The organism is Janthinobacterium sp. LS2A (assembly GCF_036543145.1).
GTDB classification, from domain to species: domain Bacteria; phylum Pseudomonadota; class Gammaproteobacteria; order Burkholderiales; family Burkholderiaceae_D; genus Janthinobacterium; species Janthinobacterium aestuarii.
In genome coordinates, this window is record NZ_JAZHPB010000010.1 from 202,927 (window position 1) to 220,995 (window position 18,069).

Below are 18,069 nucleotides of genomic sequence, written 5' to 3' on the forward strand. Positions count from 1 at the left end.
AAGTACGCCGCAGCTTTGCCTTGATTCAATAATTCCAGTATTATAGAATTATTGATGATATTCAATGGCTGCGGCGCATGGTGCCCGCGATGCCGCATACCCGGAACCTCGCCCCATGCTCACCGCTTTCCTCATCTTCCTCGCCACCTTAATCCTCGTCATCTGGCAGCCGCGTGGCCTGGGCATCGGCTGGAGCGCCGTCATCGGCGCCTGTGTCGCCTTGCTGGCCGGCGTGATTCACTGGGGCGACATTCCCGTCGTCTGGCATATCGTGTGGAACGCCACCGGTACGTTTGTTGCCGTGATCATCATCAGCCTGCTGTTGGACGCTGCCGGCTTCTTTGAGTGGGCAGCGCTGCACGTGGCGCGCTGGGGTGGGGGCAGCGGCAGAAAACTGTTTGTGCTGCTGGTCTTGCTGGGCGCGCTCGTCTCGGCCGTGTTCGCCAATGACGGTGCCGCGCTGATCCTGACGCCCATCGTCATCGCCATGCTGCGCGCGCTGAAATTTTCCGCCAGGGCCACCCTGGCCTACGTGATGGCGGCCGGCTTCATCGCCGACACGGCTAGCCTGCCGCTCGTGGTGTCGAACCTGGTCAATATCGTCTCGGCCGATTTCTTCAAGATCGGCTTTGCCGAGTACGCTGCCGTGATGGTGCCCGTCAACGTCGTCGCCGTGCTGGCGACCCTGGCCGCCTTGCTGCTCTTTTTCCGCAAGGATATCCCCCGCGACTACGAAGTCGCACAGCTGAAACGCCCGGACGCCGCCATCCGCGACGTTGCTACCTTCCGCGCCGGCTGGCTGGTGCTGGCGCTGCTGCTGGTGGGCTTTTTCTCGCAGGAGCACCTGGGCGTGCCCATCAGCCTGATCGCCGCCGTGGGCGCCGCGCTGCTGCTGGTGGTGGCCGGCAAGGGCCACGTGATTTCCACGCGCCATGTGCTGCGCCATGCGCCGTGGCAGATCGTCGTTTTTTCCCTGGGCATGTATCTGGTCGTGTACGGTTTGCGCAATGCGGGCTTGACGGCTTACCTGACGGGCATGCTGAACCACTTCGCGCAGTACGGCGTGTGGGGCGCGGCCATGGGGACGGGCTTACTGACGGCCTTGCTGTCGTCCGTGATGAACAACTTGCCGACGGTGCTCGTGGGCGCGCTGGCCATCGACCCGACGACGGCGCAGGGAGCCGTGCGCGAAGCGATGATCTACGCGAACGTCATCGGCAGCGACCTGGGACCGAAGATCACGCCCATCGGCAGCTTGGCTACCTTGCTGTGGCTGCACGTGCTCGACAGCAAGAATATCCACATTTCCTGGGGCTACTATTTCCGCGTCGGCATCGTGCTGACCGTGCCCGTGCTGCTCGTGACCTTGGCCGCGCTGGCGCTGCGCCTGGGGTGATGGCGGAGCACGGGATAGTTTACTAGACGACCGGTCAGATTTTTTGCTATACTGGACGCATGAGCAAAAAATCTTCCGCTGACATGCGCCAGCACCTGATCGACATCGCCAAGGCCCTGATGGCCGAGAAGGGCTATACGGCCGTGGGCCTGGCCGAACTGGTGGCGGCGGCCGGCGTGCCGAAAGGCTCGTTCTACTATTACTTCAAGTCGAAGGAAGAGTTTGGCCAAGCCTTGCTCGACGACTATTTCACCACCTATCTACAGACGGTCGACGCCTTGCTGGACGGCCCGGGCACCGCCCGCGAGCGCCTGCTGGCCTATTTTGACTACTGGAGCGCGACCCAGGCCGGCAGCGCCCCGGAAGGGAAATGCCTGGTGGTCAAGCTGGGCGCCGAAGTGTGCGACCTGTCCGTGGACATGGGCGCCGTGATGCAGCAGGGTACGGGCGCCATCCTGGACCGCCTGACGCAGTGCGTGGAAGCGGGCCACCTCGACGGTTCCGTGGCGGCGGCGACGCCGGCCCGCGTGCTGGCCGAATCGCTGTACCAGCTGTGGCTGGGCGCTTCCCTGATGGTCAAGGTGGCCAGGAACGGCGGGCCATTTGACGCGGCCATGTCAACCACGCAACGGCTGCTGGCGTAGCCGTTTTTTTTAACTATTTAATAGACGACCGGTCAGTTATTTTTGACCTCTCGCACAATATGAAAGCAATACGATGACCGAACAGCATGAAAGCGATCTATTTTCTCCAGTCGACCTGGGCGCGCTGGCGCTGGCCAACCGCATCGTCATGGCGCCGCTCACGCGCAGCCGCATGGGCGACGATGGTGTGCCGAACGCCTTGCACGCCGAGTACTACGCCCAGCGCGCCAGCGCCGGCCTGATCATCAGCGAGGCGACGAATATCTCGCCCCAGGCGCGCGGCTATGCCATGACGCCGGGGATCTGGACGGACGAGCAGGTGGCTGGCTGGAAGCTGGTCACGGACGCCGTGCATGCTGCCGGCGGCAGGATCGTTTGCCAGCTGTGGCATGTAGGGCGGTTTTCGCACACCAGCCTGCAGCCCGGCGGCGCCGCGCCCGTCGCGCCTTCCGCCATCCAGGCCGAGGGCAGCACCTACACGGCCAGCGGCATGCAGCCCGTGTCGATGCCGCGCGCGCTGGAGACGCAGGAAATTGCCGGCATCGTTGCCCAGTATGCGCATGCGGCCGCATGCGCGCTGCGCGCCGGTTTCGACGGCGTCGAGGTGCATTCGGCCAATAGCTACCTGCTCGACCAGTTCCTGCGCGACTCGACCAACCGGCGCACGGACGCATATGGCGGCAGCATCGACAACCGCGCGCGCCTGACCTTGGAAGTGACGGATGCCGTGGTGGACGTGTGGGGTGCGGCGAGGGTAGGCATCCGTTTGTCGCCCGTCACGCCCGACGCGGGCAACACGCCCGTCGACAGCGACGTGATGGCCACCTATGGCTATTTGATCGGACAGTTGAACCGCCACGGGCTGGCCTATCTGCACTTCGTCGAAGGCGCCACGGCCACCTCGCGCGAGGTACCGGACGGCGTCGACCTCGACGCGTTGCGGGCGCTGTTCGATGGCCCCTACATCGGCAACAACCATTACGACTTGCCGCTGGCGCTGGCGCGCCGCGCCGAAGGCAAGGTCGATGCGGTGGCCTTCGGCCGTCCCTTCATCGCCAACCCGGACCTCGTGGCGCGCCTGCGCCATGGCGTGGCGCTGGCCGTGGCGCCGCGCGCGGCGTATTACGGCGGCGGCGCCGTCGGCTACACCGACTGGCCGGCCAGCCAGTCCTGATTTTTCTTTTCACCCAACCAAGGAGCGCACCATGAACAACACCACTTATGTGCAGGATTACCAGGCGATTGTCGCCGTGCTGAATCAATACAATGCGGGCGGCGCGCAGGCCGACAGCAGCATCATGCGCCCCGCCTTCAGCAGCGAGGCCACCATTTTCGGCATCGACGGGGAAGACAAGCTGACGGGCGGGCCCATCGAAGGCCTGTTCGAAATCATCGACAGCGCGTTCCGTCCATCGCCACAGGCAAAGGCGGCCATCGCGCGGATCGATATCGTGGGCACGGCGGCCAGCGCGCGCGTCGACACGGACGAACTCTCGGGCTTCCGCTTCACCGACTTTTTCAATCTGCTCAAGGTGCAGGGCGAGTGGACCATCGTGAGCAAGATCTATCACACGCACGCGGGCGCCTGATGCGCTGCCTGGGCGCCCGATGCTGTATCGTGTGGCGTCCAGCATGCGGGGAGAATGAATGAAACTGATACTGATAGGCGCCACGGGCCTGGTGGGCCGCGAAGTGCTGCGCCTGGCGCTGAGTGACACGCGCGTCACGGCCATCGTCGCGCCCGTGCGCAAGCCCTTGCCGGCGCATCCCAAATTGCACGCGCCCTTTGTCGACTTCGACCGCTTGCCGGCGGACGCGCTCTGGTGGCAGGCGGACGCCGTCATCTGCACCCTGGGCACGACCATGAAGGTGGCGGGCACGCGGCAGGCGTTTCGCAGAGTCGACCATGACTATCCGCTGGCCGCGGCGCGGCTGGCGCTGGCGGCCGGCACGCGCACGTATGCGCTCAATTCCGCCGCCGGCGCCAACGCGGCTTCGCGCTTTTTCTACAACCGCGTCAAGGGAGACTTGGAACGCGACCTCGAAACGCTGGGTTTTGCGTCGCTCACCCACGTGCGGCCGGGACTGATCGGCGGCGAACGCGAGGAGGCGCGGGCGGGCGAGGGCGCTGCCCTGCGCATCTTGCGCGTGCTCGGTCCTGTGCTGCCGCGCCGCTGGCGCATCAATCCCGCGCCGCGCATCGCCAGCGCCTTGCTGGAAGCGGCGCTGGCTAGCGCGCCGGGCGTGCACGTCGTCGGCCCGGAACAGCTGGCTTGACCGCGCGCCCCTTATAATTGCCATTCATGTTTTTTAAGTACAAAAAATGCAAACAGTGCGTCCTTACCGGGCCGGCGACCGCGATGCCTGCCTGGCTCTTTTCGACGGCAATACGCCGCGCTTTTTCGACCCGTCCGAGCGCGCGGACTTTGCCGCCTGGCTGGAAAATTCGACACATCCGTATCTGGTCATCGAACGCGACGGACGCATCGTCGCCTGCGGCGGCCATGCGCTCGATGCAGGCGGCACGGTGGCCAGCCTGTGCTGGGGCATGGTGGCGCAGGATCTGCACGGCCAGGGTCTGGGCCGCGTGCTGACGCAGGCGCGCCTGGACGCCATCCGCGCCGTGCCGGGCGTGGCCGAGGTGAGCATGAACACCAGCCAGCACACGCAGGGCTTTTATGCGCGCTTCGGCTTTGAGACAGTCAAGGTGACGCCGGATGGCTTCGGGCCCGGCATCGACCAGTGGGACATGCTGCTGTCGCTAAATGAACGGGACCATATCGCCGCCGTGCCGCTGGAAAAAGCCTATCGCCTGCTCAATCACGGCCCGTCCATCCTCGTCTCGGCCCGCCATGGCGGCGTCGATAACGTGATGGCTGCCGCCTGGGCTTGCGCCCTCGATTTCGCGCCGCCGAAACTGACCGTGGTGCTGGACAAGGCGACGCGCACACGCGCGCTCGTCGAAGGCAGCGGCACGTTCGTCATCCAGGTGCCGACGGCGGGGCAGCTGCAGCTGACCCACGCCGTCGGCACGCACAGCCTTGATGCGCAGCCCGACAAACTGGCGCGCGCCGGCGTGCGGCTGTTTCACATGGACGGCTTTGATTTGCCGTTCGTGGCCGGATGTTCGGCCTGGCTGGCCTGCCGTTTGGTCCCCGAGCCGCACAACCAGACCGCATACGACCTGTTCATCGGCGAAGTGGTGGGCGCCTGGGCCGACACGCGCGTGTTCCGCGACGGGCACTGGCATTTCGAAGACGCGGATCCATCCTGGCGCAGCCTGCACTACATCGCCGGCGGGCGCTTCTATGCAATCGGCGAGGCGCTCGATGCTGCCCCGGGCTGAAGCGCTGGCGGGCCAGGCCGCCGCCACGCCGCTCGTCATCGTCGCCAGCAGCGGCACGGGCGGCGACATCCAACCGTTTATCGCGCTGGCGCAGGGTTTGCAGCAACGGGGCCGGCGCGTGCTGCTGCTCGTGCCGGGCTGGCAGGAAGCGGCAGCGCAGGCGTCAAGGCTGCCATATCACACCTTTGGCAGCGCGGCAGAGGGCCAGGCCATGCTGGGCGACCCGGGCCTGTGGGATGAACGCAAGGGCTGGGGCTTGGTGTGGCGCGGCCTCGTGCCGCACCTGGGCGCCGTGCGCGGCATCGTGCAAGGCTTGCCGGACGGAGAAGATTGCGTGGTGCTGTGCCACCCCTTCCTCGTGCCGATGGCTGCCCTGGCACGCTCGGCACGCCCGGACCTGCGCATCGTCGCGGCCTATCTGGCGCCATCGAATTTGTGCAGCAGCCATGATTTCCTGGCGGCCGGCTCGCTGCGCGTTCCCGCCTGGGTGCCGCTGGCCTGGCGCCAGGCCCTGTGGCGGCTGATCAACCGCAGCATGGTCGACCCGGTGCTGCTGCCTGGCCTGAACGGGGCGCGCGCGCAGCACGGACTGCCGCCCGAAGCGCATTTTTTTGCGCACATGCTGACCGCATCGGATGCCTCGCTGGGACTCTTTCCAGCGTGGTTCGCCGCCCCGCAGGCGGACTGGCCGCCGCATTTCGTGCAAACCGGTTTCATGGGCGCCGCCATGCATGGCGCTGCGGCGCTGCCGGCGGAGCTGGAGCGCTTTCTGGGCGAGGGTGAGCCGCCCATCGTGTTTACGCCCGGTACCGGCCACCAGCACGCGCAGCGCTATTTCAGCATCGCCCTGGACGTCTTGCGGCGGCTGGGACGGCGCGGCCTGTTCCTCACGCCCCATGCGGCGCAAGTGCCGCAGGATTTGCCGGCCAGCGTCATGTGGCAGGCGCACGTGCCGTTTGCGGCCCTGTTGCCGCGCGTGGCGGCCGTCGTGCACCATGGCGGCATCGGCACCAGCGCGGATGCTTTCCGTGCGGGCATTCCGCAACTGATCGTGCCGTTCGCATACGACCAGTTCGATAATGGCTGGAGGGTCAAACGGCTCGGCGTGGGGGATGTCTTGCTGGCCAGGCGCCTGTCGGCGGGGCGCATGCAGCGGCAGCTGGCGCGCCTGCTCGCCGCGCCCGGGGTCCAGCTGGCGTGCGGCGAGGTGGCCCGCCGGATGGGGCAGGGGCTGGAACCATCGCGCCTGCTTGACCAGGTCGAAGCGGCGCTGGCCGCAGCTTAGCGACTGCCGTCAGGGACTGTCGTGCGGCGTATCGTCGAGGGCGATGACCCGGTCGTTTGCGCCTGGAATACAGCCGTCGGCGATCGCATCCCAGCCCCGGTGCACTACCACCTGCTTGCCGTCGTGGCAGATTTCCACGCGCTCGCTGGCGGGCAGGCGCTGGCGCGCGAATGCTTCCAGGCTGGCTGGCAAGCTCACTGCCAGCTGCATCGTGCCGATGGCTTCCGGCGGGTGGTCGTCCATGTGCACGAGGGGCACGAAGATGGAACCGAGCATCAGCCAGCGCGCACCCACGTCGACGGGGGCGGGCGCATACGGCGCGGCGCGCAGCCAGTCCTGGGCACGGGCGCGCAAGTCGCCGCCGGCCGCCAGTTCGCCCCAGGCGGCGGCCAGCATTTCCACCACCCACTGATTGCAATTCTGGTATTTCAGGCTGTAGGCATACGCGTTGGCGCTGTAGCGGCCCGCCAGCAACTGCTGCACGCGCACGGGATCGAGCAGGGCGCGGCGCAGGGGCGGTACGGTTTCGGCCGGCAGTTTCACGAGCGAGATGTAGCCGAGCGCAGGGTTTTCCGTGCCCATGGCGAAACCGGCCGTGCCCTGGTCGAAGATGCGCGGGCGGCCTTCGTCGCAGGCGTAGTACAGCTGGCGCGCGGACCAGCCGCTGTCGTTGTCGTGGCGCCAGGCCAGTGCCGCGTGCGAATAGCGGATGCCGAAGCGGGCCAGGTCCAGGCCCGAGCGGCTGATCAGGGCCACGCTGCCTTCGCTGGCGGCCAGTTCTTCGCGCACGACGGCGGCAAAGCGCAGCAGCCGGTCCTGTTCCGTGGCCGTGAGTTCCTGCGCGCGGTCGCAAAAGTGCAACGAGGCGAGCGAGGTGCCCGCCTGCGTCGCGCCGGCGCTGAAGATGGCGCAAACGCCCAGCAGCAGTGCCGGGCGGCGCGGGAGAAAACGAATCAAAGGCTGACGGGACGCGTGGCCATTTCGCCGTACCAGTCGTCGGCCAGCACGAGGAAGAAGGCGGCGCGCGTGTCGTTGCGCGAGAATTCGATGCCGTAGGCGCGGTTTTGCGCATGCACCACGTCGCCCTGCGCCAGCTGCTGCTTGTCGAGCGCCGCTTGCGGCAAGTCCAGCACCAGCGGCGTGGCCGTGGCGTCGGCCTGCATGGTCAGGCGCGTCATGCCGTCGCGGCCCGGCACGGCGGCCACGTCGATGATGCGGTAGGGGCCATTGGCCACCTTGTTGTCGCGCGAGGAGCTGTTGCTCGAACCGTTGAGCGAATCGGAAATGCTGCCGCTCGATTGGGAGCCGGCGCTGGAGGCCGAGGAAACGAAGCTGTCGGCGTTGGCGTTGCACGCCATGGTCAGAGCTGCGGCCAGGCCGAGCATGCGTAAGGAGGTAGTCAAGGCAGTTTTCCAGTGGACATGAATGAAAGCGGACCGGGTCCATCCCGGCCTGCGCCATCATAGCAGATCGGCCATCAGCTGAGCAGCACCTCGATCAGGGCCTTCGCTTCGGCCGACGGCTGCGTGCGCAGCGCCTGCAGCACGGGATCATTGTCCAGGTAGGCTTGCAGCGGCGCGCTGACGGTGATGCCGGCCTGCGGCAGCGGCGAGGGCACGGGCGCCAGCGCCTTGGCCAGCAGCAGGGTGTCGCGCAAGCCTTCGGGTGGCAGCATGATGGTCGAACCGGGCAAGGTATTGACGGCATCGGCCACCGCCTGCGGCACGCCCAGCTGGCGCATCAGCGCGCGGCCGATCACTTCCAGGGCGGACGCCATCTGCGTTTCCAGGTGGGCGTACAGGCCAGGGGTCTTGTCGGCCTGGGCCAGCAGATAAAAGCCGGCCACTTCATGCACGATGCCGGCGAACAGCGCCGTATCGGCATCCGTCTGCGTGACGGCGCCCGCCAATCCATGCGCCAGCGCCGCCACGTGCACGGTGTGCGCCCACAGCTGGGTGGCGCGGGCGCGCAAGGCTTCGTCGCGGATGCCCGCGTTCAGCTGGCGGATGACGGCCGCCGTCGCCAGCGCATACAGGTTGCGGTGGCCCAGCCGCTCGACGGCGCCGCGCACGCTGGTGATGGCGGGCGCCTGGCCGGGCGCAAACAGGGCCGAATTGGCCAGCGCCACGGCGCGCGCCGACAAGGTCGGTTCGCACAGCAGCAGCCGGCTGATGTCGGCCGAGTGGCAATCGGGGTTGGCCAGTTCCTTTTGCAGGAGCAGGGCCGTATTGATGCTGGTGGGGAAGGCCAGGGTTTCCGTTTCGGCGCTGGCCAAAAGTTGGGCAAGGCTGCTGAGCGTGTTGACGTGCATGGATAGGGGAGCGAAAAGTAGCAATGCCTCATAGTATCAGGCAATCCGGGCCGCATGGCGTCCGCCAGCCTTTTCAGTCATGCGGCTGCCAGGGGAGGGCAAGTTGTCGCGCGGCGAAGCCGCGGTTGGCAATGTCAGGGCAGCAGCAGTGAATGCTGGCTGGCCGTGTGGAAATCGCGCCAGACCCGGTTGATGGTGCTGTCTTCGCGGGCCGCGTACAGGCCGCAGTATGGATACAGGCCATCGACGGCGGCGCGGCACACGGCGACCAGCTCCAGCGAACGTTCCTGCACGGCTTGCATGCCTTCCGCGTCGAGCGCCGCGCCGTCCGCCACCTGGGCCCAGCTGTCGTCCAGCACGGCGTAAAAGCGGGCGCGGGCGGTCGTGCTAGCATCTTTCTTGGCTTGCAGCATGGCGGCCACTTCCGGTACGTCTAGCAGGGGCAAGCCGGCGCGCGCATGGCGGCGGTGGCGCATGCATTCCTCGGCCAACTGCATGAAATGCGCGGCCATGCCGGCCACGTTGGCGGCCAGGGTCACGTAGGCCAGCGAGTAGAACGGATAGCGGTACAGGGGGCCGCCGGCCGTCGCGGTGTCGGGACTGATCGTGAAGCCATGATCCTTGCCGAGCCACTGTCCGTCGATCCGGTAACTGTGCGAGGCGCTGGCGCGCATGCCGACGCTGTTCCACGAAGGCACCAGCCGCACCAGCGCGGCGGGGACGAGGAAGGCGCGGATGCGTGGCTTTCCTTCGCCATCGAGCAGGGGCTGGCCATCGCGCCGCAGCAGGGCGTTCAGGGTGAAGTGGGTGGCCATCGGTGCGCCGCTGGCGTAGTCCCAGCTGCCCGTGATGCGGTAGCCGTCGCCTTCCTCCTCCGCGTAGCCGGTGGCCGCGCCGCTGCCGCCCAGGCAGACGCGCGGCGTGCCGATGATGGACTGCGCCATGCCGGGCGCCAGAAAGCCCGCAAACCAGCCCGCGCCTGCGCACAGGGTCAGCACCCAGCCCATGCTGCCATCGACGGCGGCCACGGCTTCTTCCAGACGCACCACTTGCGGCAAGGGCAGCTCTGCGCCGCCCGCGCTGCGCGGCGCCAGCATCGTCAGCCAGCCGCGCCGGTGCAGCAAGGCTTGCTGCACCGGATGCAGGAAGCGGGCCGCATCGGCCGCCTGGGCGTGGCGGGCGATGCGGTGCGCGTCGCGTTCGGAAAGGGTAGCAATGGCAGCGTGCGGCATGGGCAATGTCCGGCAATGGTGAAGGCGGGCATTTTCGCACAGCGCGGCGGCGCCGTTGCCGTCAGCTGTGCGGCAAGGCGATTTTTTCCATCACCGCGCGCAGCAGCATGGCATCCGGTATTGCCGCCGGGGCGGAGCGCCAGGCGATGATGCCGTCCGGCCGGACGATCACGGCGCCGTCATCGCCTGTGCCGAAAGTGTCGACGAAGGCCTGGTCGGCGGGGAAAACCACGTCGGCGCCGGCCAGCAAGGTCTTCAACGATAGGTGCGCGGCGGCGGCGGACCAGCGGGGATCGGCTGTCAGCAGCACGAAATCCTCGGTCAGCAGGTCGATGCTGGAGACGCTGTTGCCACGATGCCGTACCCATACGTGGGGAGCGCGCGTGCCTGGCTGGCCGTTCCAGTCGCGCGGGTGGGCGGCCGGCGGCAGTGCCGCGTCCGCGCCGAGGATGGCGCTGGAGCGTGTCAGCTGGCCCAGTTCCATCGCCAGATTGCCATACAGTGGCGCGTCCTGGTAGCCTTCGCCGACCCATTTCGCGTAGTCTGGCCGGGCGAAGGTTTGCTGGTGCCGCAGCCAGGCGATGGGCCGGCGCTCATCCGTATAGGTGTCGAGCAGGGCAGGGCGCGATTGTTGCCGCACCACCCTTTGCAGCTTCCATGCCAGGTTGTAGACGTCGTCGATGCCCGTGTTGGCGCCGTAGCCGCCGCGCGTGGGCGGCAATTGATGGGCAGAATCGCCGGCCAGGAAAATGCGCCCCTCGCTGAACCTGTCCGCGATCAGGCCGGCCAGCTCCCAGCGTCCCGTGGTGATCAGTTCGAACGCCATGTCCTTGCCCAGGGCCTGGCGGACCAGCGCCCGCAATTGCGCGTCGGTGCTCTCGCTTTGTTCTTCAAACATGAGGAACCAGCGCCCGTCCGAATACGTGCCCAGGAAACCCTTGAAGCCTGGCTGGTCGATGTCGAACTGGCGGATGCCCCGTTCCAGAAAGGCGTCCGCCTCCGCGCAGCTGAACAGCACGCTGCGCAGCACGCGCAGGGGACCGGCACCCTGGCGCGCGATGCCCAGCTGTTCGCGGATGGGGCTGGCCGCGCCATCGGCGGCGATCAGGTAATCGGCCGTGACGGCATAGCATGCGCCCGTGTCGCGCTGGCGCAGCTGGGCCGTGACGCGCTGCGCATCCTGCTGCACGGACAGCAGTTCCACGCCTGTGCGCAGGTCGGCGCCCCGTGCGCGCGCGGCCTCGCGCAGTATCGGTTCCAGCAAGTCCTGGGCGATGGCGGCACCGGCCATGGGCGAGGCCTTGCCGTCGCGCTCCTCCGGCTGGCCTGGTGTCCACGGCAATTCCTCGTAGTGCTGACCCGCCAGGCTTTCCACGCGGGCGCGGCGCACGGTGGCGCCGGGCGGCACCTGGGGGATGCGTTCGGCGATGCCGGCGGCGCGGAAAAATTCCAATGTATGTTCCGTAAAGCCCGTGGCGCGGGGATGGGCGGCGCTGCCGTGGTGTTTTTCAACGAGGATATGCGGCATGCCCCGCCATGCAAGGAAGAGCGAGGCTGAAAGTCCGACGAGGCTGCCGCCGATGATGAGTACAGGGGTGTGGATTGAAGCTGGTTTCATGATGTCGTCCTGGATGTTGTGCAGAGCACACTCGGTCAAGGACGTGGTGATTTTTCGCGGCAGGCGGAACGCCGTTCAGGCAGCAGGGTGACGGAACGCACGCCGACGAAAAAACGGCGCACGTCCGCTTTTCGTCGTGGTCCGCGGCCCCCAGGGCTGGAATATGACCGTCCGCAGGCGGACGGCTGACCGGGGCTCACCACGCCGGTCCACCTTTTTCGACGCCACGATCTTAGCACGGGATTGTCGCGCGCCGCCAGCCCGGGGAAACCCCATGCAACGGCGTTCAGGCAGCCTTGGCCAGTCCTTCCGATTCCAGTGCCGCCTTGACGCTGTCGCGCTCGGTCATGCGGCCCAGGAATGCCTGCACATTGGCCAGCTGCGACAGGTCCACACCCAGCTGCGGCGCCCAGCCTGTCACGGCGAACAGGTAGGGATCGGCCACGGTCATCGTGTCGCCGGTCAGGTAGGCTTTGCCTTCCAGGCGGCTGTTGATCCACGCATATTTCTTGCCCAGTTCCTCGATGAACAGGGCCTTGGTGGCGGCGTCGATGCGCGAATCGAACAGGGGACTGAACGATTTGTGCAGCTCGGACGTGATGTAATTCTGCCATTCCATCACCTTGTAGCGGGCAAAGTTGCCCACGGGCGGCAGCAGGTCGTGTTTGCCGGCATGCTCGGCGATGTACTGGGCGATGACGGGGCCTTCGCTCAAGGTCCTGCCATCGTCGAGCGCCAGCAGCGGTACCTGGCCTTTCGGGTTGAGCTCATAGTAACTGCCGCCTTCCGGCGTCTTGTGCTGGCCCAGGTCGACCTTGACGAGTGTGAACGGCGTGCCCGTTTCGCGCAGGATGATGTGCGGTGCCAGCGAGCAGGCGCCCGGCGAGTAAAAGAGTTTCATGGCGGTCCTGTCCTTGAAAAGGTGGGGAGATGCCACTATAGACCTGCGCCGCCGCGCGGTAAACGCGTGTTCGTGTGGTGATCATTGGCGCCCGGTGTCGCCTTGCGCTGGCTCAAACCCCACGATTGCGCAAGGTGTCGGGCAGCAAGGTAAACGCGGTAGGAGGGGCCGCCGTGCGCAGCCGCTGTTCGCCCGCTTGCGTCAGCGAGACGCTGCGCGTGCTGTGCACTTGCAGGCGCAGGTCATCGCGCTGCGTTTTGCTGTTATTCTGCAAGCAATCTTGTCGGACTATCGCGTGATGAAAACTTTTCTTTATTCGCTACTGGGTTTTGTCATTGCCAGCGTCATCGCATGGGGTGCCATGTTGCTGTGGGGCGGTCTGGTCTTGCAGCTGCCACCCGGCGACAGCTATTGGGACCGCACGCCGTATGCGGCCGATATTTTCCTGGCCTGCTGGCTATGCTTTGCTACCGGGGCGGCAGTGCTGGTGGTTCGGCTGGCCCGTTGATACTGGCTCCACTCAATCATTAGTTTGGCTAATAAGTTCATGCGGACTTTGGCATTTCTTGCCATCATCTTCGTCAGCTAGGGGATGATCGTGCTCGACATGTCCATGGTGCAGCTTTCCTAAAGTCCACCAGGAACTGGGCTTTACGGATAAAGGTATGGCCTGGGTGCAAAGCGCCTACACCCTGACTAGGCGGTGCGGTTCACGGTGCCGTGGATGGTGCGGCTGCAAATATTCACGATCCGGCCCTATCGGTGCCGCTTCATCACCTCCATGAACTGCTGGGTCACCTGGATGGCGGCGCGTACGATCGCATGTATCGTGGCCTGGCGTTGCTGTCATGCCGCTGCGGCGGCTGACCATTCGCGCAGCAATTGTCCGAACGCTTCAGCCGCCGCCGTGGTGCTGGTGGCGCGCCAGACGAGCTGGAACTGGGCGGCGGGCAGGGCAGGCAAGCCATGCTGACCATCGATGATCACCATGCCCGGCTCCAAGTCGCCTTGCGGCATGGCCGTGATGGCCAATCCCGCCAGCACGGCGGCGCGCAAGCCCTGCTGGCTGGGCGAGGTGAACGCCACGCGCCAGTCGAGGCCGACGCCATCGAGGGCATCGACACCGACTTGCCGGTGCATGCACGGCGCGGGTGAAAACGCCAGCGGCAGGGGCAGCGCGCCGTCGTGCCGGAAATCCTGCGCCGCGGCCCAGACGAAGCGCGTGCGGCGCAGCACGGCCGCCTCATCCTGGCCACCGGCCAGGGTCATGACGACGGCCAGGTCCAGCGCATCGGCAGCGACCAGTTTTTGCAAGTCAAGATAGGTGCCCACCGTCACATCCAGCCGCACGGCGGGAAACAGGTGCGCGAACTGTGCCAGCAGGGCAGGCAGGCGCGCGCCCATGAAATTTTCCGGCACGCCAAAGCGCACGGCGCCCGCAATCGAAGAACGCTGGAAGCGCCGCGACAGTGCGTCCTGCGCGGCCAGGATCTGCCGCGCGTGGCGCAGGAAATCTTCGCCATCTTCCGTCAGGCGCAGGCTGCGCGTCGTGCGCAACAGCAGCGCGCTGCCCGCTTGCTCTTCCAGGCGGCGGATCTGGTGGCTGATGGCGGACTGGCTCAGGTGCAGCCGTTCGGCGGCGCGCGTAAAGCCGCCCGTGTCCGCTACGGCGACAAAGGCGCGCAGCAGGGCGGTATCGAAGTCCATGGGTGACGCTCCTGCGATTCATGATGAAAATGAATGAATTGTACAAAATTTTATCATTTCCCTCATGAGTCGAGCTTTTCTAGAATGGCCGCTTGCAGTGCCCCGGCACCACGCATCCCTCCATGACTACCGAAAGCAAAGCTTCGATGCACCTGACTACTTCGCAACAAAACGTACTCACCCTGGCCGCCGTCTGCCTGGCCTCGCTCATGTTTGGCTTGGAAATTTCCAGCGTGCCCGTGATCCTGCCCACCCTGGAAACCGTGCTGCATGGCGACTTCAAGGACTTGCAATGGATCATGAACGCCTACACCCTAGCCTGCACCACCGTGCTGATGGCCACGGGCACCCTGGCCGACCGCTATGGCCGCAAGCGCTTGCTGCTCGCCAGCCTGATCCTGTTCGGCCTCAGTTCGCTGGCATGCGGCTGGGCCGGCAGCACGGGCGTGCTGATCGCCGCGCGCGCGCTGCAGGGCATGGCTGGCGGCGCCATGCTGATTTGCCAGGTGGCCGTGCTGTCGCAGCAGTTTCCGGACGGCGCCGCGCGGGGCCGGGCGTTTGGCGCCTGGGGCATCGTGTTTGGCCTGGGCCTGGGCTTCGGTCCCATCATCGGCGCGGCCATCGTCGCGCTGTCAAACTGGCAGTGGGTATTTCTCGTACACGGACCTTTGGCGCTGGCGGCGTTGCTGCTGGTGACGCTGGGCGTGAGCGAATCGCGCGACCCGCAGCGGCGCAAGCTGGACGTGGCCGGCATCGCCACCCTGTCGCTGGGCGTGTTCAGCCTGGCCTGGTGCCTGACGCAGGGGCCGGCGCTGGGGTTCAGTGATCCGCGCAGCGTGGCCAGCCTGGCCGTGGCGCTGATCAGTCTGATGCTGTTTGTCATGATCGAACGGCGCCAGGCCGAACCGATGATCGACTTTGCGGTGTTCCGCATCCGCCGTTTCTCGGGAGCGCTGCTCGGTTCGGCGGGCATGAACTGCAGTTTCTGGCCGTTCATGATTTATCTGCCCCTGTACGTGCAGTATGGCCTCGGCTACAGCAGCCTGGACACGGGTCTGACCTTGCTGGCCTACACCTTGCCCACCTTGCTCGTGCCACCGCTGGCCGAGCGCCTGGCGCTGCGCTACCGGGCCGATGCCGTCATTCCTGCCGGCTTGCTGGTCATCGGCGTGGGTTTTTTGCTGATGCTGTGGGGCAGCCGTGTGGATGCCGCCAGCTGGCTGACGATCCTGCCCGGCTGCCTGCTGGCGGGCATGGGCCTGGGCCTGACCAACACGCCCGTCACCAATACGACGACGGGCGCCGTACCGGGCGAACGGGCCGGCATGGCTTCCAGCATCGACATCAGCGCGCGCATGATCAGCCTGTCGGTGAATATAGCGCTGATGGGCTGTATTCTCGTCGCAGCCATCCAGTCCGCCTTGCGGATGCAGTTGCCCGGCGGACTGGACGCGGCTACCTTGCGCGCCATGGCGGAAGGCTTGTCGGTAGGCAAGGGCGCCGGCGCACTGCCGGCCGGCGTGGCGAAGCTGGTGCTGGCGCAGGGATTTGGCGCCGTGATGCTGTATGGCGGCGTGGCCGCCTGCCTGTTCGCCGTGGCCAGCTGGCTGGTGTTTGGCGCCGGACGGACGCGGCATGCAGCCGGGCTGCCAGTGAGGGAATAGCCAGGAGGCTATAATCTGGGCACGTTGACAAGTCTTGCTCAACGTCATTACGAGGCTGCCCATGCATAAACTGATTTCCGAACTCACCCGCCTGTACCTGTTCGAGGAACAGCAGCAATACATTGATGCGGAGGGCGGCGCGCAGCCGCTGACGCCGGCCGTGCTGGCGCGCCATCTGTCGGGCGAGCAGACGGTGGCCGTGCAACTCGTGACCGAGAGCGGCCTGACGCGCGCGCTGGTGCTGGAGTTTGGCGGCAAGGGCGGCGGCGAAGCGCACTGGAGCGCGCTGTGCACGATCGCCAACGCTGTGCAGCACGAGCTGGACTTGCCGGCGCCGGCCGTCAGCATCTCGGGCACCGCGTTCCAGTTATGGCTGTCCCTGGCCACGCCCGTGCCCGTCGCCCAGGCGCACCAGTTCGTGCAGCTGCTGCGTTCCACCTTTTTACCTGCCTCGACCGACATCCTCGCCACCGCGCCGCCCGCCGACGTGGAGCAGGTAGCGTTGCCGCCATGTCTGCAGCCATCGGGCAAGTGGGCCGCCTTCATCCACCCCAGCATGGGCGCGGCCTTTGTCGACGAGCCGGGCCTGGACATGCCGCCACCCCCGGCCGCCCAGCTGGGCTTCTTGGAAAGCTTGCGCAGCATCAACCCGGGACAATTCGCGCAGGCGCTGGCCAAGTTGCAGGGACATGCGGGGCTGGCAAATGCCGTGCCGGCTCCCGTCGCCGCTCCATTGCCAACGGTGGTGACCCAGTCACCGACGCAGCCGGGCTTGCTGCTGCAGGACGCCACCCTGGAAGACATCGTGCGCTGGCTGCATGCGCGTAATATCGAGCCGACGTTCCGGCACCGGTTGCCGTAACGGGGCGCTCCTTCTCCCTGATTGAAGGATACGTTAGATACCCAGGAGGCAACATGACAGTCAAGCGCATGGACAACGTTGGCATCGTGGTAGCAGACATCGATGCCGCCATTGCGTTCTTCACCGAACTTGGTCTCGTACTCGAAGGACGCGCCCCAATTGAAGGAGACTGGGCAGATGGCGTCACCGGACTGCACGGCATGCGCGTCGAGATTGCCATGATGCGTACGCCGGACGGTCACAGCCGTCTCGAATTATCCCGCTTCCTCGCGCCGCCCGTGGTCGCCGATCACCGCAACGCCCCGGTGAACGTTCTCGGTTATCTGCGTGTCATGTTTACCGTCGAGGATATCGACGACACGCTCGTCCGGCTCGTCAAACACGGCGCGAAGCTGGTCGGCGAAGTAGTCCAGTACGAAAACATGTACCGGCTCTGCTATATTCGTGGTCCGGAAGGAATCCTCATCGGGCTTGCCGAACAGCTTGTGCAGAAAACGGCCTGAGGGAATCCCACCGGATCGGCGTCCAGCCCGTTAGTGAAACGATGGCAACCGGCCAGACGCAGTCGTTGAATATCCAATCAATCTTGTGCAAAAAACAGGGAGAACCACATTGGGAGTAATTGCAGACTTCTTTATCGCTGATCCAGCCGAGGCCATCCGATATGCAAATCGGATTGAAGAGCCTGACGAGGGCGAGGAAATTGCGCTTTTGTTGAATCCGGTCCAAGTCAATGGCATCACAGACCTGGAAATCGGTACTCTTTGGGCCATTTTGGAGCGCAGCGAGTGGGATATCGAAAAACACATGCCTGAAGACATCTACGTTGAGGAGGATGGCGAATCCTGGCTTCACCGTTTTCCGGACGAGCTGACAAGCCTTCTTGCAAATTCAAATGCGGACGGGTTGGAGAGCGCATCGGAGCAATGGGCAAAAACTGAAGAGATCGACTGTAATGCAGCAGATTTGCGGCCGCTCTTGAAAGATTTGCAATCGCTCGCACGGCAAGCCATCTCCACGGGGCAGTCCATTTATCTTTGGGGCTGCCTCTAAGGCTACTTCGTGGCAACCGCGTACCCCCGGCTGAAAGGTTCGCTTTGGGA

Annotated in this window: 20 protein-coding genes and 1 pseudogene; 13 read left to right on the forward strand and 8 right to left on the reverse strand. The window is 65.8% G+C overall.

Annotation, left to right across the window (positions count from 1 at the left end):
* Positions 1-115: 115 nt before the first annotated feature.
* From V3C40_RS24590 to V3C40_RS24625, 8 genes and pseudogenes are all read left to right on the forward strand, one after another.
* Complete coding sequence (locus V3C40_RS24590) at positions 116-1,396, forward strand: arsenic transporter (RefSeq protein ID WP_331778769.1); 1,281 nt, start codon at positions 116-118, stop codon at positions 1,394-1,396.
* 59 nt (positions 1,397-1,455) lie between these two features.
* Positions 1,456-2,040, forward strand: a complete 585-nt coding sequence (locus V3C40_RS24595) for a TetR/AcrR family transcriptional regulator (RefSeq protein ID WP_331778770.1) — start codon at positions 1,456-1,458, stop codon at positions 2,038-2,040.
* Positions 2,041-2,113: 73 nt separating this feature from the next.
* Positions 2,114-3,214 carry an alkene reductase gene (locus V3C40_RS24600; protein ID WP_331778771.1) on the forward strand — a complete coding sequence of 367 codons (1,101 nt, stop codon included), beginning with the start codon at positions 2,114-2,116 and terminating at the stop codon, positions 3,212-3,214.
* A 31-nt stretch (positions 3,215-3,245) separates the two neighbouring features.
* Positions 3,246-3,629, forward strand: coding sequence for a nuclear transport factor 2 family protein (locus V3C40_RS24605; protein ID WP_331778772.1), 384 nt, complete (start codon positions 3,246-3,248; stop codon positions 3,627-3,629).
* A 58-nt stretch (positions 3,630-3,687) separates the two neighbouring features.
* Entirely contained in the window at positions 3,688-4,317 is a 630-nt protein-coding gene (locus V3C40_RS24610; RefSeq protein ID WP_331778773.1) for an NAD-dependent dehydratase, read from the forward strand.
* 46 nt (positions 4,318-4,363) lie between these two features.
* Positions 4,364-4,780 (forward strand): annotated as a pseudogene (locus tag V3C40_RS24615) (GNAT family N-acetyltransferase); the annotation flags it as partial.
* A gap of 9 nt (positions 4,781-4,789) precedes the next feature.
* A complete protein-coding gene (locus tag V3C40_RS24620) occupies positions 4,790-5,386 on the forward strand; it encodes a flavin reductase family protein (RefSeq protein WP_331778783.1) in 597 nt (198 codons plus the stop codon).
* A complete protein-coding gene (locus tag V3C40_RS24625; protein WP_331778774.1) occupies positions 5,370-6,671 on the forward strand; it encodes a nucleotide disphospho-sugar-binding domain-containing protein in 1,302 nt (433 codons plus the stop codon). Before V3C40_RS24620 ends, V3C40_RS24625 begins: the two co-directional genes overlap by 17 nt.
* Positions 6,672-6,680: 9 nt before the next feature.
* Here the strand turns inward: V3C40_RS24625 and V3C40_RS24630 are convergent, their stop codons facing one another.
* From V3C40_RS24630 to V3C40_RS24660, 7 genes are all read right to left on the reverse strand, one after another.
* A complete protein-coding gene (locus V3C40_RS24630) occupies positions 6,681-7,628 on the reverse strand; it encodes a DUF2145 domain-containing protein (protein WP_331778775.1) in 948 nt (315 codons plus the stop codon).
* On the reverse strand, positions 7,625-8,056 hold the full coding sequence (locus V3C40_RS24635; protein WP_034788152.1) for a hypothetical protein: 432 nt from the start codon (positions 8,054-8,056) through the stop codon (positions 7,625-7,627). The genes V3C40_RS24630 and V3C40_RS24635 overlap by 4 nt, the downstream gene beginning before the upstream one ends.
* A gap of 92 nt (positions 8,057-8,148) precedes the next feature.
* Positions 8,149-8,946 (reverse strand): HDOD domain-containing protein, encoded by a 798-nt coding sequence (locus V3C40_RS24640; RefSeq protein ID WP_254798428.1) that lies wholly within the window; start codon positions 8,944-8,946, stop codon positions 8,149-8,151.
* A 170-nt stretch (positions 8,947-9,116) separates the two neighbouring features.
* A complete protein-coding gene (locus tag V3C40_RS24645) occupies positions 9,117-10,214 on the reverse strand; it encodes an acyl-CoA dehydrogenase (RefSeq protein WP_331778776.1) in 1,098 nt (365 codons plus the stop codon).
* Between the two features lie 61 nt (positions 10,215-10,275).
* On the reverse strand, positions 10,276-11,832 hold the full coding sequence (locus tag V3C40_RS24650) for an FAD-dependent monooxygenase (protein WP_331778777.1): 1,557 nt from the start codon (positions 11,830-11,832) through the stop codon (positions 10,276-10,278).
* Positions 11,833-12,118: 286 nt separating this feature from the next.
* The gene (gene gstA, locus V3C40_RS24655; RefSeq protein ID WP_331778778.1) at positions 12,119-12,733 is read right to left on the reverse strand and encodes a glutathione transferase GstA; all 615 of its coding nucleotides are present in this window, start codon (positions 12,731-12,733) and stop codon (positions 12,119-12,121) included.
* 112 nt (positions 12,734-12,845) lie between these two features.
* Positions 12,846-13,007 (reverse strand): hypothetical protein, encoded by a 162-nt coding sequence (locus V3C40_RS24660; RefSeq protein ID WP_161781510.1) that lies wholly within the window; start codon positions 13,005-13,007, stop codon positions 12,846-12,848.
* Positions 13,008-13,031: 24 nt separating this feature from the next.
* Here V3C40_RS24660 and V3C40_RS24665 point away from each other — a divergent pair, with 24 nt between their 5' ends.
* Positions 13,032-13,241, forward strand: a complete 210-nt coding sequence (locus tag V3C40_RS24665; protein ID WP_128139501.1) for a hypothetical protein — start codon at positions 13,032-13,034, stop codon at positions 13,239-13,241.
* 338 nt (positions 13,242-13,579) lie between these two features.
* On the opposite strand, the gene V3C40_RS24670 is transcribed toward V3C40_RS24665, so the two are convergent.
* On the reverse strand, positions 13,580-14,440 hold the full coding sequence (locus tag V3C40_RS24670) for a LysR substrate-binding domain-containing protein (RefSeq protein WP_331778779.1): 861 nt from the start codon (positions 14,438-14,440) through the stop codon (positions 13,580-13,582).
* A gap of 146 nt (positions 14,441-14,586) precedes the next feature.
* Here V3C40_RS24670 and V3C40_RS24675 point away from each other — a divergent pair, with 146 nt between their 5' ends.
* The 4 genes from V3C40_RS24675 (at position 14,587) to V3C40_RS24690 (ending at position 18,019) form a co-directional block, all read left to right on the forward strand.
* Entirely contained in the window at positions 14,587-16,104 is a 1,518-nt protein-coding gene (locus V3C40_RS24675) for an MFS transporter (RefSeq protein WP_331778780.1), read from the forward strand.
* 61 nt (positions 16,105-16,165) lie between these two features.
* Positions 16,166-16,966, forward strand: a complete 801-nt coding sequence (locus V3C40_RS24680; protein WP_219330307.1) for a TOTE conflict system archaeo-eukaryotic primase domain-containing protein — start codon at positions 16,166-16,168, stop codon at positions 16,964-16,966.
* Between the two features lie 53 nt (positions 16,967-17,019).
* The gene (locus V3C40_RS24685) at positions 17,020-17,469 is read left to right on the forward strand and encodes a VOC family protein (RefSeq protein ID WP_331778781.1); all 450 of its coding nucleotides are present in this window, start codon (positions 17,020-17,022) and stop codon (positions 17,467-17,469) included.
* A 109-nt stretch (positions 17,470-17,578) separates the two neighbouring features.
* Entirely contained in the window at positions 17,579-18,019 is a 441-nt protein-coding gene (locus tag V3C40_RS24690; RefSeq protein WP_331778782.1) for a hypothetical protein, read from the forward strand.
* Positions 18,020-18,069: the final 50 nt, after the last annotated feature.

Bases quoted from the DNA above. Each gene is read 5' to 3' on its own strand.
- V3C40_RS24625 (WP_331778774.1), top strand. From the start codon at position 5,370: ATGCTGCCCCGGGCTGAAGCGCTGGCGGGCCAGGCCGCCGCCACGCCG.
- V3C40_RS24645 (WP_331778776.1), bottom strand. From the start codon at position 10,214: ATGCCGCACGCTGCCATTGCTACCCTTTCCGAACGCGACGCGCACCGC.
- V3C40_RS24620 (WP_331778783.1), top strand. From the start codon at position 4,790: ATGCTGCTGTCGCTAAATGAACGGGACCATATCGCCGCCGTGCCGCTG.
- V3C40_RS24670 (WP_331778779.1), bottom strand. From the start codon at position 14,440: ATGGACTTCGATACCGCCCTGCTGCGCGCCTTTGTCGCCGTAGCGGAC.
- V3C40_RS24650 (WP_331778777.1), bottom strand. From the start codon at position 11,832: ATGAAACCAGCTTCAATCCACACCCCTGTACTCATCATCGGCGGCAGC.
- V3C40_RS24635 (WP_034788152.1), bottom strand. From the start codon at position 8,056: ATGCTCGGCCTGGCCGCAGCTCTGACCATGGCGTGCAACGCCAACGCC.
- V3C40_RS24675 (WP_331778780.1), top strand. From the start codon at position 14,587: ATGCACCTGACTACTTCGCAACAAAACGTACTCACCCTGGCCGCCGTC.
- V3C40_RS24685 (WP_331778781.1), top strand. From the start codon at position 17,020: ATGACAGTCAAGCGCATGGACAACGTTGGCATCGTGGTAGCAGACATC.
- gstA (WP_331778778.1), bottom strand. From the start codon at position 12,733: ATGAAACTCTTTTACTCGCCGGGCGCCTGCTCGCTGGCACCGCACATC.
- V3C40_RS24605 (WP_331778772.1), top strand. From the start codon at position 3,246: ATGAACAACACCACTTATGTGCAGGATTACCAGGCGATTGTCGCCGTG.
- V3C40_RS24610 (WP_331778773.1), top strand. From the start codon at position 3,688: ATGAAACTGATACTGATAGGCGCCACGGGCCTGGTGGGCCGCGAAGTG.
- V3C40_RS24590 (WP_331778769.1), top strand. From the start codon at position 116: ATGCTCACCGCTTTCCTCATCTTCCTCGCCACCTTAATCCTCGTCATC.
- V3C40_RS24595 (WP_331778770.1), top strand. From the start codon at position 1,456: ATGAGCAAAAAATCTTCCGCTGACATGCGCCAGCACCTGATCGACATC.
- V3C40_RS24665 (WP_128139501.1), top strand. From the start codon at position 13,032: ATGAAAACTTTTCTTTATTCGCTACTGGGTTTTGTCATTGCCAGCGTC.
- V3C40_RS24600 (WP_331778771.1), top strand. From the start codon at position 2,114: ATGACCGAACAGCATGAAAGCGATCTATTTTCTCCAGTCGACCTGGGC.
- V3C40_RS24680 (WP_219330307.1), top strand. From the start codon at position 16,166: ATGCATAAACTGATTTCCGAACTCACCCGCCTGTACCTGTTCGAGGAA.